We start from the raw sequence: 13,269 nt of genomic DNA, 5'->3' as shown, positions 1-13,269 counted from the left end.
AACCTGTTTTAACGCTTCAAAGATAACCAAATCGATTACCGTTTATTAAGCTTCATCACCATTTTCAGGCCCTCCATTCGCGATTCTTCGGCAGTTGTTTTCTTTGTAGTGCTGTGTATACGACTCGCATCCAGCTCATGCTCCAAGCCTTTTAGCATTGTACTAAGGCTTCTTGTTTTTGAAAAACAATGCCCGTCCACCAAACCTACAATGCTAGAACCTTTAACTTTTAAGCAGTCAGAAATACTTCTCATAGCTCCAGCTGTATCGACTTTGCCAGCCATTTTCCCGTTAACTTCTTTCGTATAGGTATACTTATTTGGCGTGCCATTTTTTATAGGAATTGAGTGACCAGAAAAACCTATCACATAATCTTTATTGCCATCGATAAGCCCTTTAAGTGCTTCTTCGCTATTTGGTTTAAGATTTCCGTCCTTATCAAATTCAGCCACAATATTGGCTGTATTTCTGTGTACAGACCTAGTTCCTATATGTAAAAAAGCGACTAGACGCTTTGTCTTTGCGGCTGCTTCACTCTGCTCATCGCACCGCTTTTGCCAACGATCATAGTCGGCTGGAGTGTACTTTGAGTCAGTAATTCTTTGTAACTGTTGACTTGCTGCTAGCTCTCTGTTTGGTTTTTGCGTTGTTGTTGGTACTACGGGATTAGAGTGACGTCTCATAGGTGCTACTTTACTAGGACAATAAGATAATAACAGTATTCTCCACGGTTTAATTTTTCTAGCAAGATGTGCGGTGCAGTTGACGTAATAAATGTTTGTTATGCCTAGTAAAATGATGGAAATGACTATCTAATTGATTGTGTTTGGTTGCTTTAAGTATGTTTTGTTTGTTGAAGTGAGGGGGCTTGAAGGAAGGTAAGGACCATGTGGCGCAATGCGTTACCCGAGAATCGAAGTTTAGTTAATTATTAAAAAGGCACCAGTTGGTGCCTTTTTGACGCTCTAGTGTGGTTATTGGTATGTCACTTTTAGCGCTTCACGTGTTTTTAAGTTTTGTGCTGCATGCTTAGGCGCTTCTGCTAACACATCTCGGCTGCCTTGCTCTGCTTTTCGATTTAGCTTTACTGAAGTGATTTGCCAATTATCACCTGCTCGTTGCAAACCAAACTCGTATTCCCCCGAAACGGACCAGAAACCTTCTTCACCTGACCAGTGGCTTGCGGTGAAGTCGACTGTTGCATTCGCCTTATCACCATTAATAAAGACGTTCAGATTGCTTAAGTCATGGAAAGTGGCGTCAAAACCCGGCAGGAATCCCGCCCACTGTTGCATCAAATCTTGGCGTTTGACTTGTTGAGCCTCACCGCCAAATAGCTTGGTGTAATCGACCTTCAGTTCGGGAGCGAATAACCGACCTAAGTATTCAAATGCCCCTTGGTCTGCCAAAGCTGAGAAACTGTTAATGTTGCTGCGAATCTTAGCTTCATCTAAGGTCATAGTCTGGGCGTTTACACTCATGGTTATCACTCCAATAAACAGTAACAAGTATTGTTTTAGTTTCATTACGCGCTCCCTTATAGATTCGCTTCGAAGTGCTTAATAACTTCATCGACAGCTAGCTGTACCGCTTCTGGTTGGTCGTAGAAGTCGAATTGGTTTATGTCGGATAGCCATACTGCGTCAATATTGCTGCCAGCATTTTTAAGGTAACGGTGAGCTCCAGCAGGCAGAGCCATCGCTTCAGATGCCACCATAAGTACCGGTTTATCTTGTGTTGCTGCGCTTGCTTGAGCGTCGTAATTTAACCATCCTGTCCAAGATGCAACGTTGTATTGGTTGTCATACTCAGGAATCAATCCACGGTCTGTCTCTGTGTAGTAAGGCGCTTGGAACATCAATGCATGCTCATCGGTCGTGCTTGCCGCTTCAATGTAAACCGGCGTTGTTGAGCGAGCTGCTTCTGCCGCTAATGCAAGTAAGTTTCTAGCACTTTCTTCACCGCCATAAATTTCTGTCGCCATCGCTTTGTCGTGCAGCCAAGGAGCAACCACGGCTGCAGCTTTTACTTTGTCGTTACCTGTCACCGCATCTAGCATGTAGCCTGCTGACGCACAGATACCCAAACCAGCGATGCGTGATGCATCAACACCGTCCAATTGACTCACCACATCAATTACTGCGCGGATGTCTGCCGTTTTACGTGCAGGATCTTCTAAATACATCACTGGGTCTTTACTTTCCCCCCATCCACGAAAATCAAACGTCAGTGCTGCGTAGCCTCGCTCTGCAAGTGCTTGAGCGTAAACCGCTGGCATCTGCTCTTTCACCGTTGTCCATGCGCCAGTCACAATCACAACTGGAGCATCTTTCGCGTCTTTTGGTAGGTAAAGGTTTGCAGCAAGTTGACCTACTTGAGTATTAAGTTCGATGTGTTTCATGGTGGTCTCCTCTAAAGCTAGGTTCGTGTTGTCATCATTTGCAGAAACTGAGTGAGCAAAAGTGGCGAACGGTAAACTACTCAATAGTAGTAAAAGCGATTTCTTAAACATGGCATCCTCTCTGTCTGGTGCATTGCCTGTGCTATGCGGCTAACTTGGGTATAGATTAGCGCTGCAGCGCGAGAGAAGATTGAACATTCCTGCCTGAGTTTTTGTATTTTCTTGCCCCTCAATAAGTTGACGAAATGTGCAAAACTCAGCTAGTTTCAGCTAGCAAGTGGAAGATAACTAAGGGAAGAAAATGAAGTCCGAGCTAAAGTTTTATGACTCTGAATCTAGTGAGCTATCAGGTTGCGGCGATGTGCTGGATATTGAGTTTTCAAACCATGGATTAGATTGGCTCGGCGTGTTGGTAGAAAAAGGATCGTCTCCTTACTTCTACCCAAAGAATGTCTACACCCCATACTTCTACTTTGCGCTGGCGCTAGAAAAAGATTTGAATTGGAGCGTCGAAAAGGATGGCACGTTCGCCGACCTGAAAACCAGCCCGGGCAACATTTGGATTAACCCGCCTAAAACCCCATTTACCCACGATGTAGCTGAGCCTTGTTATTTCGTTATCTTAGCGATTGAAGAACAGGAGTTTTTCTCACACTGCCCATTAAATTTAGACGGGATTGAGCTGCAATTTTTGAACAACTACAATGTGTTAGATGAAACCATCAAAGGCATCATTGAATTGTTTATGTTGGAAGCAAAAGCCAAAGGGCGAAATGGTAAAACCTACCTCAATAACTTGATCTCGTTGCTGGCAACTCACTACATTCAAAACTATTCCAACTACTTTGATCTAAAGAACAACCAGCTTGCTGCCTCTAAGTTCGACCAACACCAAGTCGATAAGATTGACCAGTACATTGAAGAAAACATCGGCAACAACATCGCGGTTGATGATCTCGCCGACTTGCTCGGCTGCAGCAAGTTTTACTTTCTGAGGGAGTTTAAAAAGCTCATCGGGGTAACGCCTTATCAATACTTGATGAACAAGCGTTTGGAGCAAGCACGATTGGTACTTTCGTTAGGTTCAGCGAATATTGCGTTAACGGCACACGAGCTTGGGTTTAATGATCAGTCTCATTTTACGCGTGCGTTCAAAAATCATTTCGGCATGACGCCAGGGCAATTCGTAAAACAGAATGAAAACTAATAGACGAATTAGAGATTGGAAAGAGGGCCTTTTCGTATAGAGGCCCTCCTCTAAACCTGATTAATCCATCAGACTTTTAGATTTAATCGCTTTCTTGGCCAGCTCTTTAGCAAATTCACTGATATCGGCTTCGAAGGCTTCAACGCTCTGGCGAATGTCGTCCAACTGCACGGTTTCCATTTCACGTTCATGCATGACGACCTGTCCGTTGACGATGGTAGTTGAAACATTGCTTGGGTTAGCTTGGTATACCAAGGTCGCGTACGGGTCATAGTTTGGCATCATGTTCGCAGACTGTGTTTCTACAATAATAATGTCCGCTTTTTTACCTTTCTCCAATGAACCGATCTGGTCTTCCATATGCAGGGCTCTTGCGCCGCCGATGGTAGCCAGCTCTATAGTTTGCTGAGGAATCATGATGGTACGGTCGTTATGCTTCAGTCTTTGCATGTTGGCGGAATAGCTGAGCGTACGCCAGAGATCGACTTGATTGGAACTCATTGGCCCGTCTGTACCCAGCCCCATACGTATACCAGATCGATACATTTCCCATGCTGGGGCAATACCTGTTGCACCTTTGGCGTTGGCCATTGGGTTGTATGACACACCTGCATCAGCCTGTTTGATCAGTTGTTGATCTTTTTCTGAGAGGTGGATGGCGTGAGCCAGAACGGTACGTTCATCCAGTGCGCCAATCTGTGCCAGGTAATCAACCGGAGACTTGGCGTTGTGCTCCTCTTTGATGCGCTCCTGCTCATTCGGGAACTCGGCAACATGGATAAGCACAGGCACATCATGTTGCTTTGACAGCTGATTGATTTGTTGCAGCTTTTCTTTGCTGACTGTGTAAACGGCGTGAGGTGCGTAAGCTGGAGTGATCAGTGGATCGTTTTTGTATGTATCGATAAAGTGTTCCGCGTATTCAATGCCACCATAGGGCTCTTTGGCATCAACGACGGGAAACTTTATCACGGTCTCACCTAGTACCGCGCGCAGCCCCACTTCTTTAGTCGCTTTGGCCATCTCATCCATGTGGTAATACATGTCCGCGTAGGTCGTTACGCCACTTTGAGCGAGATCGATAGTGCCGAGTTTTGTGGCGTTATAAATCAGCTCTCGGCTGAGCTTTTCGCCCTCTAGAGGGAAAAAGTAGGCAAACAGGCGGTTGGAAATCCCTTCTTCGCCAAGGCCGCGAAAGGCAATCATTGGCAAATGGTTGTGGGCGTTGATAAAGCCGGGTAATACGATGCCATCATCAGCATCGATAGTTTGTTTAGCGTGATACTGATCTTGCAGTTCCTGCCCACCAATCGCGACAATGGTGTCATCTTTAACGACAACGACACCATTGTCGATCACGTCCATGTCGGCGTTAATGGTCAGAACTTGACCGTTGGTGATCATCAGATCGACTTGGTTTTCTGGTGCAAGTTGAGCACAACCAGAGAGGAATGTTGCTGCTATAGCAATGGAGAGAGTTTGCTTTTTCATGGATGCCCTGAAGCCTCTTGGTTTTCGAAACGTATCGATAGCAAGAGAAAAATTATCTGTATATAAAAAGCGCGCCAGCCTAACACCGAAATATGACAGTTTTAGGTCAGTGCAGTTACCGAATTGAGTAAAGTATCATGACGTGAAGAAAGAAGTTTGTCTGTGTTTAGTATCAAAAAATGCCAGTCGGCAAATGCGGACTGGCATTATTGTTTAAGGAAAAGTGGGAGAGTTAGTAGCTAGCCTGAACGCTGACACCGCTAAAGCTAGTGTAGCCATTAAGCATCACGTAGTAGCGACCATTTTGGGTGCTAGACACTGTGCATGTCTCAGTGTTGCCGTAGCGATATGGGCGGCAGTCCCAAGAGCTAGTCGTTGGTTTGGCGCCAAAGCGAACATAAAGATCGGCATCACCTGAACCACCGCTAGTGCTTACAGTTAGTGTCTGGCCAGCAGTCACGTCGATGTAGTAGTGCTTCTGTTCACCGCGGCTGCCGCTGATACCAGTCACAGGTGTGCCGTTGGTGAGTTCACCATCTGGAGAAGGCGTGCCACAATCAGGGTCACAGCCACTGTCGGTTTGGCTGTATAGCAGCTTGTTCACAGTACCTTTAGTATCACTGACTTTGTTTGCGCTCGCGCGTTCGCTGATCAGCGTTGATACTTGAGCAGGTGACAGTGAGCTGTTTTCTTGTAGATACAGAGCCGCGACACCAGCTACGTGTGGCGTTGCCATGGATGTACCACTGATGGTGCGGTATCCGCCATCGTACCAAGCCGATTTGATATCTGAGCCCGGCGCAAATACGTCAACACAGCTCCCCCAGTTAGAGAAGCTTGAGCGGCTATCGCTGCTGGTTGTTGAGCCTACCGTCACACCGCTAGACTCGCGAGCTGGTGAGGAGTTACAAGCGTCAGCGTTGGAGTTACCTGCTGCGAGCATAAAGCTGATGCCTGATTGAACCGCGCTGGCGACCGCTTGATCAAGAGCTGTCGAAACGCCACCACCCAAGCTCATGTTGGCTACTGATGGGCCAGAAGCGTTTGCTGCTACCCAATCAACACCGCCAATGACGCCTGAAGTTGTACCTGAACCGCTACAACTTAGTACACGTACACCTACGATATTGACGTTTTTCGCCACACCATATTGTGAGCCACCAATGGTACCCGCTACGTGGGTACCATGACCGTTACAGTCGGTTGCGTCACTATCGTTATCGACGAAGTCATAACCTGATCTTGCGCGGCCACCGAACTCAACGTGAGTGTTTGTTACACCAGTATCGATAACGTAAGCGGTCACACCTGAACCATCGTAGTTGTAGGTGTAGCTGTTGCTGAGTGGCAAATCACGTTGATCGATTCGATCTAATCCCCAAACTGGGTTAGTCTGAGTCGCGTTGGCGGAGACGACAGGATCAAGTGATATGATTTGGTCTTGCTCAATGAAGTCAACTTGTTGATCTGCACGAAGTGCTTTTAGTTGTTCAGCCGAAAGAGTAGCGACAAAACCACTTAACGAACGGTCATAAACTTTGTCGATCTTAAAGGCGTGTTGGCTAGCTAAACCAGAAACGGTTTGCTGCGTAAACTGCTGAAGGGCTTGTTGGTCGTTGCTCATCGTTAATGGCTGTTTTAGCACAACGATGTATTGATTTTTAATCGCAGATTCTGCCGACGCCGTCATTAAAGGCGCAAGCATTTGATCCTCAGATGCAATGGCTCCTCCTTCGTTCTGTTGCGCAAGCCCCGAGGTTGAGATCACTGAAAGAGTCGAGGCGATACAACAACTTAATAATTTCTTAAACATACTGTCTTCCTTTGAATAGTAAAAGAGATTGTTGAACATGGCCTACTACAAACATCAAGCATGTCAGGTGGGTTCTCGTGGTTCAAAGAGAACCTGACTACAGAATTCACACTATGCATATATTCAATATGTTGCATATTGTTGTTTTAGTTAGTCTATAAATCTGCGCGTGGTTTATAAGATTATTGAAATTGACTTATTACTATTTCTTGAATCGTGGGATAAGAATCATAAATGAGAGCTTTTGCTCTATGCGGTGGAATCTACGTGCTAAGGCAATAGTGATTTATTTTGAATGAAGGGTTTGCAGAAGGCCCCTGTTAGACAAGAGGCCTTACTGAGGCTTAAATCAGTTGCTCAGTGTTTATCAACGGAACACGTGTAGAGATGGCATGAAGGGCGATGTTATGAATCATTTCATCGGTAGTGGTGCAACAATCGGCCAGCACAGATACTTCATATTGCTCTGCTGCTTTGGAAATCGCAGTGTGAGTCACGCAGTTTTGCGTCATCATGCCGCAAACAATCAAATCAGTTACCCCATGCTTTTTGAGCACATTGTCTAGCTCTGTTTGTTCAAAGCTGTCTGCGAAAGATTTAACGACAATATCCCCTTCCGGTGCGCTCGCGAGGATCTCTGAGTGGATATCTGCACCTGTACTACCTTTGTTGAAAAAGGGTGCGATACCCATATCAGGGTCTGCAATATGCTGAATGTGAATCACAGGAATCTGTTTCTGTTGGGCTTTTTTAATCGCCGCTTTGATATTGGTTAACGTGTTCTCTGTGTTCCAAAGAGGGAATTTCCCGTTTGGAAAGTAGTCATTTTGTAGATCGATGACGAGTAGTGCTTTCTGGCTCATTTTGCCTCTCCTGTTTGGTATCGTTCAAAGTAGAGTCATTATGGCGCTTTATTTTTTGGCTTTTTAGAGTCTAAAATGACACAAATAATGCTAAAAACGACATTGTATGCCTAAGATTAATATTGCCGTATTTAACTATCCTTTTGCTCTCAAATCGGCCGTATTTGGTTTTGAAGAGCTTTTTCAGTTAGCCAACCGAGCATGCCGTGAGAGTGAACTTGAGACGGAGTTCAAAGCGCACATTATTGACGCGTGTAATATGCCTCCCAAGCAATTTGATGTCGTGCTACTCCCGCCCAGCATTGACGATCAGTTCTACCGAAAACCAGAAGCACCAGTACTCGAATGGCTGGTTGAGCAACACCGACGTGGCAGTGTGATTGCGTCGGCGTGTGCTGGCGCGTTTATCTTGGCGGCGTCAGGGATTGGTGGACAAAGGGCTCTGACTACCCATTGGGGGCTAGCTGAGACCTTTAAGTCACAGTACCCATCGCAGCCCATGGAGATAAATCAAATTTTAATTGATCATGGTGATGTGATTACAGCTGGTGGCATGATGTCTTGGTTGGATCTCGGACTGGAGTTGGTATCCAGGTATGCTTCACCACAAATCATGCGACAGCTGGGTAAGATGTTGGTCATCGATACTGCGCCAAGAGAACAGAGGTTTTATCAGCAATTCACGCCATCATTCTCTCATGGTGATATTGCAATTGTTGAAATTCAGCACAGAATCAGTGCCTGCTTTTCTCGGACAGTGTCGGTAAAACAATTGGCTGTTGAAGCAAACTTGACCGAAAGAACTTTTCAGCGTCGATTTATGAAAGCCACAGGCATGAATCCAAACCAGTATTTGCAGCGAGTACGGGTGCAGAAGGCTTGTGACTACCTGGAAGGTTCAACTCATTCTTTTGAGTGGATAAGCCACCAGGTAGGGTATGAAAACGCGAGTGCATGTCGCAAGGTATTCAGTCAGATAATGGGGCTGACCCCGGGGGAGTTTCGTCGGCGCTTTAGACGATAAATAAAAAGCCCGCAATGATTGCGGGCTTCTGGGAGCTGGAAGCTTACACCTTAAATCTGTCTACCAATTCGTACAGCTCATTGGCGCGTTGATTCAGCTCTTGGCTACCTGAACGGTTTTCGTTGGCCAGTTCAGCTGATTGAGAGCTCTGGTCAGAAATCACCACTATGCGCTGTGAAATTTCCTGGCCTACCAAGCTTTGCTCTTCGGTCGCGGTTGCGATTAGGGAGTTCATATCCATGATGGTGCCGATGGATTCCTGAATCTGAATCAGCGCCTGAGCAGCAGCATTGGCTTCTGCTACCGTGCTGGCACCACGCTTCTGGCTTGATTCCATGGCTCTTACCGCGTCGTCCGATGCAGCTTTTAATTGTTCAATCATCTGATGAATCTCACCAGTACTGTCTTGGGTACGACTCGCCAGTTTACGAACTTCATCGGCAACAACTGCAAATCCACGACCCTGCTCACCAGCACGAGCGGCCTCAATGGCTGCGTTCAGTGCCAGCAGATTAGTTTGTTCTGCGATGTCTTGAATCACTTCCAAAGAGGAAGAAATGTTTTGCACATCACCTTCAAGACGAGAAATAACGCCATTCGCCTGAGAGACTTCTTCGGCAAGCGCTTCCACCGATTGGGCGGCAGAATTGACGATGCCTTGTGCTTCTTTGGCATTGTCATCAGCTTCTTTGGCAGAATGCGCCGCTTGGCTGGCATTGTTCGAGATTTCAGATGCTGTTGTGGTCATCTCGGTCATCGCGGTTGCTACTTGCTCAGTCTCTTGACGTTGACCTGAGGCCAACTCATCTACTTTCGCTGCGCGACCCGTCATGTCACTGGTCTCGGAAACAACTTGCTGACCTACATCACTGACGCTTCGAATGATGGTTTGCAGACTAGCGACAAAAGCATTGAAGTTTTTGCTGAGTTGGGAGAATTCTGGCGCTTTGAAATCTTCCATACGGGCGGTCAAGTCCGCATCGCCGCTGGCAAAAGAACTGATCGAAGCATCGAACATTTCTAATGGCTTAAGAATGGTTCGGTTAACAGCCACAGCAAAGGCTGCAACGATACCAGCGATCACGATACAGAACAAAATGATGGCAGAGAGGGTTTCCTGTAGCGCTTCCGTCGTCGCATTTTCCATTTCAGCCACAATGGCATCGATGTCGTCGGTATAGAAACCAGTACCTAGCATCAAATCCCATTCAGGAATAAATATAGAGTAACTCAGCTTAGGTAATGCTTCGGTTTCTCCCGGTTTCGGGAAGTAGTATGTGGTGAATTCACCTGTTTTGGCGTTACGTATCAGATCTTGGATTAAGTAATTGCCTTGTTTGTCCTGTAGGTTCCAGAAACTGTCGCCAATCCCTTTGCTACTTTGACCTTGGACTCTTCGTATACCTTTAGAGTCGTAGCCAAACACATAACCTGTCTTACCGTATTCTAAAGTCTTTAGGGTTGGGTAGGCTTCTTCTAGGCTGGCGCCTCTATCAAGAAAAGGTTGGACGGCAGATTTTGCCATTTGAAGGTAGTTTCTCAGTTCCGCTTTCTTCATGTTCATCATGTTAGTGCGGGTAACATCGATTTGTTGGTCATTGAGTTCACTGGTTTTTACGTAAGTAAAACCAAGCATGCCCAGTGCAATTACCAGTAAAGGAACAAGCGCCAAAATGTACAGGCGACTTCGAATAGTTAGACTCATACAAACATCCTGTCTTTGAAAGGTCTTTGGCGTTTTTACATTGTCAGAGCTGCTTCTGGTATGAAACGCCTGTTGTTATTAATTTGGTTCACGCGTTCTTCTTCTGCTCGAGTTTGTGAGCAAAAGAAGGGCATTGTTCCAAACGTTTATTTTATAAGACTAGCCAATTTATCGACGTAGGACTGTGAATCTTGATAGGTTAATTCGTGTTCGATGTTAGACATTAGTCCTATTTTATCGGAAACATTGACCGGAATCGCATTTTCGCTTTCCAGTCAGCAGCTTAGAAATGGTATATCGGTTGTTTGCAAATCTGAGATAGCACCAATCTGCAACTGGACGGATGAGCTTCCAACGTAATGGAGCGTACAACCAGCCTTTTCCGACCAGTTTCCATGCGAGATAAGTCACATCTAAACCAAGCAGAAGCGTCCCGTTGTTATCCAATGCGTGAAGAATTTTAGTCGCATGTTTGGCGTCAATCTCAGGATAATTGAGGAAGTTTTCGGAGTGAATATCAACCAGCTTCAAATGCTGCTGGTTGTCGTAGTGTGCAAGGCGTTCCATTTCTTTCACACACAGTGGGCAGGTGCCATCGTAGAAAATCGTAAGTTGAGTCATAGGTTTATCCTTTTTTCATCTTCTACGTATACGCGACTTCATTGATCAGCCTCAGGCTCTTTTAGATAAGTGTGCCAGTTATCGCTGAGCGACTGGTACTGGAAAACACAAAAATCTTTTCGATCAGCCAAGTAATCATTTTCTACTTCATCCAGCAAGTTGCTGTGCTTTTCAGGGTTACTGCCGTAAACCAAACATAAAGTTGAGAAGTAGCGTTGCAAGTCAAAGCTGTGCTCGTCGATGTATTCACCAAAGTCGTAGTAATCTGGCCTGTCATCTGACTCAAAAGCAAACATATCAGCAGCGCTGATAGCGGCTTCATCACCATCGTCTAAATATTCGATCATTAAAATCGCAGCAAGATTGTCCACCGCATCTTCTTCTTTACCGAGAATAGGAATGTTTTGATCGGCGATATATGCATGCCCTGCTTCGTGGAGCAGAGTGTGTAAAACGGTGTCCATAGCCCCAAGTTTGGCCTCTTTACCGTACTTTTCGTCGTACTTGTTCTTGATAAAGTAATCCAGTGCCTCTTGATAGAAGTGATAAGGCATATGCACCGTGTGCTTTTCTGGGTCATAAAGTGGCCCGTCTTCGCTACCATATTGAATCGTTAGCGTCTTGTTAAACGGGAACAGCGTATCTGACAACTCTATTACGGTATCGTTGACTCCGCTTGTTTCAATGTCTGCTTTCATTTGCTCTTCGGCTTGGTTAGCGGGAGGCAGGTATTGGATCTGAATGTTCTTCTCAGCGGCATATGCCGCCGGCGTGATCGCTGTCGTCATAGCAACAATTGCCAGCGGGAAAAGGTGTTTAAACATAGGCAAACTCAATCTATCTGTATATTTAATATGCTGACTCAATATTGACATAAAAACCGCCTTTTCGCGTAAAGTTGCGCCTCGAAAGGAGACCTGACCATGAAAATCATCCCGCTGCTTAAGCAGCCACGCATCCAATAAGCGTTGTTTAGCTGAACGTCTAAGCAACGCCACGAAATTCGTTCCGTGGCAAATCTGAATTAAATATTGAGGATTTTGTCATGCCACAAAAACATTGGTCGACATTTCAGTTACTGCATCAAGTGGTGCAGAACAAAAACATTCATATCAAAGGGACTCACAGCTACTACAGCGATTGTTGGGATAACGGTTTTGAACAGTCCGTCGTCCGCTATTTGCATGGTGACGAAATCAGTAAGCAATGGCAGCCGAGATGGGATATTGATCAGCTCTATATCGGCGACTATGTTTGCATCGCAGCAGAAGCCGTTATTTTGATGGGTGGAAATCACAACCATAGAACGGACTGGTTTTGTCTCTACCCGTTTATGGAAGAGGTTGAACACTCTTATCAAGGTAAAGGCGATACCGTCATTCATGACGGAGTATGGATAGGCATGCGTGCCATGATCATGCCGGGCGTGACCATAGGTGAAGGTGCGATGGTCGCGGCCAACAGTGTGGTGACCAAAGATGTGGAACCATACTCGATTGTCGGCGGAAATCCAGCCAGATTGGTTAAACATCGTTTTGCCCCTGAGCTGATAGAGAAGCTGGTGGCACTGGAAATTTACCAGTGGCCTGAAGAGAAATTTGCTGCCATGCGTAAGTTTCTGACTCAACCAGACTTCGAATTGCTCGAAAAAGCCATGAAAGATTACGACCAAAAACATGTCTAACGACTAAAATTAGGGCAGCGAGTCAGCTTGTGCTACACTCGCCGCCCTTTTCTGTTTCAATGAGATCAATACCATGAGTACTAAGCAAGAACTTCAAAACCTTCACAATCGTCTGGACAAGTGTCAGCGTAAGCTGGATGCGGCGAAATCTCGTGGTGATCAGGAAATGGTGACTAAGTTCACTGATGAAGCAGATAAGCTAAGCAAAAAAATTCACGTGATGAAAAGCAAACAGAAATACGACATGAATAAAGAGCGTAAGAGCTTGATTGACATGCCGTTCTCACGTGCAATTACTAAAGAAGAACAAGCAGACATGGGTAAGCTGAAAAGGTCAGTCAAAGGTCTAATCGTGGTTCACCCAATGACTAAGCTGGGTAAAGAGCTGAGACTTGAAGTCATGACAGGTTACGCACCGAAAAAATTCTGATTTCCAGATAGCTGAAAAAGCGCCGTAAGG

General features: G+C 45.7%; 13 protein-coding genes. 4 read left to right on the top strand and 9 right to left on the bottom strand.

Annotated elements, in window-relative coordinates; all coding sequences use genetic code 11:
- Window positions 1-35 precede the first annotated feature (35 nt).
- The 3 genes from QMA41_RS10020 to QMA41_RS10010 form a co-directional block, all read right to left on the bottom strand.
- On the bottom strand, window positions 36-683 hold the full coding sequence (locus tag QMA41_RS10020; protein ID WP_281629539.1) for a hypothetical protein: 648 nt from the start codon (window positions 681-683) through the stop codon (window positions 36-38).
- A gap of 291 nt (window positions 684-974) precedes the next feature.
- Window positions 975-1,526, bottom strand: a complete 552-nt coding sequence (locus tag QMA41_RS10015; RefSeq protein ID WP_281629538.1) for a nuclear transport factor 2 family protein — start codon at window positions 1,524-1,526, stop codon at window positions 975-977.
- Between the two features lie 11 nt (window positions 1,527-1,537).
- The gene (locus QMA41_RS10010) at window positions 1,538-2,512 is read right to left on the bottom strand and encodes an alpha/beta fold hydrolase (RefSeq protein ID WP_281629537.1); all 975 of its coding nucleotides are present in this window, start codon (window positions 2,510-2,512) and stop codon (window positions 1,538-1,540) included.
- A gap of 190 nt (window positions 2,513-2,702) precedes the next feature.
- On the opposite strand from QMA41_RS10010, the gene QMA41_RS10005 reads away from it, so the two are divergent.
- A complete protein-coding gene (locus QMA41_RS10005; protein ID WP_043009759.1) occupies window positions 2,703-3,608 on the top strand; it encodes an AraC family transcriptional regulator in 906 nt (301 codons plus the stop codon).
- A gap of 60 nt (window positions 3,609-3,668) precedes the next feature.
- Here QMA41_RS10005 and QMA41_RS10000 read toward each other — a convergent pair whose 3' ends face one another.
- The 3 genes from QMA41_RS10000 to QMA41_RS09990 all read right to left on the bottom strand — a co-directional run bounded on the left by QMA41_RS10000 (window position 3,669) and on the right by QMA41_RS09990 (window position 7,775).
- Window positions 3,669-5,099: an amidohydrolase gene (locus QMA41_RS10000; protein WP_281629536.1), complete on the bottom strand. Its 1,431-nt coding sequence runs from the start codon at window positions 5,097-5,099 to the stop codon at window positions 3,669-3,671.
- Window positions 5,100-5,331: 232 nt separating this feature from the next.
- Window positions 5,332-6,912: a S8 family peptidase gene (locus QMA41_RS09995; protein WP_281629535.1), complete on the bottom strand. Its 1,581-nt coding sequence runs from the start codon at window positions 6,910-6,912 to the stop codon at window positions 5,332-5,334.
- Between the two features lie 344 nt (window positions 6,913-7,256).
- Window positions 7,257-7,775 (bottom strand): cysteine hydrolase family protein, encoded by a 519-nt coding sequence (locus QMA41_RS09990; RefSeq protein WP_281629534.1) that lies wholly within the window; start codon window positions 7,773-7,775, stop codon window positions 7,257-7,259.
- A 106-nt stretch (window positions 7,776-7,881) separates the two neighbouring features.
- Here QMA41_RS09990 and QMA41_RS09985 point away from each other — a divergent pair, with 106 nt between their 5' ends.
- Window positions 7,882-8,799 (top strand): helix-turn-helix domain-containing protein, encoded by a 918-nt coding sequence (locus QMA41_RS09985; protein ID WP_095663423.1) that lies wholly within the window; start codon window positions 7,882-7,884, stop codon window positions 8,797-8,799.
- A gap of 43 nt (window positions 8,800-8,842) precedes the next feature.
- On the opposite strand, the gene QMA41_RS09980 is transcribed toward QMA41_RS09985, so the two are convergent.
- The 3 genes from QMA41_RS09980 to QMA41_RS09970 all read right to left on the bottom strand — a co-directional run bounded on the left by QMA41_RS09980 (window position 8,843) and on the right by QMA41_RS09970 (window position 11,913).
- On the bottom strand, window positions 8,843-10,504 hold the full coding sequence (locus QMA41_RS09980; RefSeq protein WP_006961823.1) for a methyl-accepting chemotaxis protein: 1,662 nt from the start codon (window positions 10,502-10,504) through the stop codon (window positions 8,843-8,845).
- Window positions 10,505-10,738: 234 nt separating this feature from the next.
- On the bottom strand, window positions 10,739-11,125 hold the full coding sequence (locus tag QMA41_RS09975; protein WP_043009765.1) for a DUF393 domain-containing protein: 387 nt from the start codon (window positions 11,123-11,125) through the stop codon (window positions 10,739-10,741).
- 38 nt (window positions 11,126-11,163) lie between these two features.
- The gene (locus tag QMA41_RS09970) at window positions 11,164-11,913 is read right to left on the bottom strand and encodes a DUF4344 domain-containing metallopeptidase (RefSeq protein ID WP_281629738.1); all 750 of its coding nucleotides are present in this window, start codon (window positions 11,911-11,913) and stop codon (window positions 11,164-11,166) included.
- Window positions 11,914-12,170: 257 nt separating this feature from the next.
- Here QMA41_RS09970 and QMA41_RS09965 point away from each other — a divergent pair, with 257 nt between their 5' ends.
- Window positions 12,171-12,809 (top strand): CatB-related O-acetyltransferase, encoded by a 639-nt coding sequence (locus QMA41_RS09965; protein WP_281629533.1) that lies wholly within the window; start codon window positions 12,171-12,173, stop codon window positions 12,807-12,809.
- Between the two features lie 73 nt (window positions 12,810-12,882).
- Window positions 12,883-13,239 carry a YibL family ribosome-associated protein gene (locus QMA41_RS09960; protein WP_006961819.1) on the top strand — a complete coding sequence of 119 codons (357 nt, stop codon included), beginning with the start codon at window positions 12,883-12,885 and terminating at the stop codon, window positions 13,237-13,239.
- Window positions 13,240-13,269: the final 30 nt, after the last annotated feature.

It is taken from the genome of Vibrio sp. St2, assembly GCF_947311885.1.
In the GTDB taxonomy this organism is placed as follows: Bacteria; Pseudomonadota; Gammaproteobacteria; order Enterobacterales; family Vibrionaceae; genus Vibrio; species Vibrio coralliilyticus.
Note: the sequence above shows the minus strand (reverse complement) of the source record. Positions and strands in the feature narration are given on the sequence as shown.

Excerpts from the sequence above, each read along its gene's own strand:
- QMA41_RS10020 (WP_281629539.1), bottom strand. The coding sequence starts at position 683 with ATGAGACGTCACTCTAATCCCGTAGTACCAACAACAACGCAAAAACCA.
- QMA41_RS10015 (WP_281629538.1), bottom strand. The coding sequence starts at position 1,526 with ATGAAACTAAAACAATACTTGTTACTGTTTATTGGAGTGATAACCATG.
- QMA41_RS10010 (WP_281629537.1), bottom strand. The coding sequence starts at position 2,512 with ATGTTTAAGAAATCGCTTTTACTACTATTGAGTAGTTTACCGTTCGCC.
- QMA41_RS10005 (WP_043009759.1), top strand. The coding sequence starts at position 2,703 with ATGAAGTCCGAGCTAAAGTTTTATGACTCTGAATCTAGTGAGCTATCA.
- QMA41_RS10000 (WP_281629536.1), bottom strand. The coding sequence starts at position 5,099 with ATGAAAAAGCAAACTCTCTCCATTGCTATAGCAGCAACATTCCTCTCT.
- QMA41_RS09995 (WP_281629535.1), bottom strand. The coding sequence starts at position 6,912 with ATGTTTAAGAAATTATTAAGTTGTTGTATCGCCTCGACTCTTTCAGTG.
- QMA41_RS09990 (WP_281629534.1), bottom strand. The coding sequence starts at position 7,775 with ATGAGCCAGAAAGCACTACTCGTCATCGATCTACAAAATGACTACTTT.
- QMA41_RS09985 (WP_095663423.1), top strand. The coding sequence starts at position 7,882 with ATGCCTAAGATTAATATTGCCGTATTTAACTATCCTTTTGCTCTCAAA.
- QMA41_RS09980 (WP_006961823.1), bottom strand. The coding sequence starts at position 10,504 with ATGAGTCTAACTATTCGAAGTCGCCTGTACATTTTGGCGCTTGTTCCT.
- QMA41_RS09975 (WP_043009765.1), bottom strand. The coding sequence starts at position 11,125 with ATGACTCAACTTACGATTTTCTACGATGGCACCTGCCCACTGTGTGTG.
- QMA41_RS09970 (WP_281629738.1), bottom strand. The coding sequence starts at position 11,913 with ATGACGACAGCGATCACGCCGGCGGCATATGCCGCTGAGAAGAACATT.
- QMA41_RS09965 (WP_281629533.1), top strand. The coding sequence starts at position 12,171 with ATGCCACAAAAACATTGGTCGACATTTCAGTTACTGCATCAAGTGGTG.
- QMA41_RS09960 (WP_006961819.1), top strand. The coding sequence starts at position 12,883 with ATGAGTACTAAGCAAGAACTTCAAAACCTTCACAATCGTCTGGACAAG.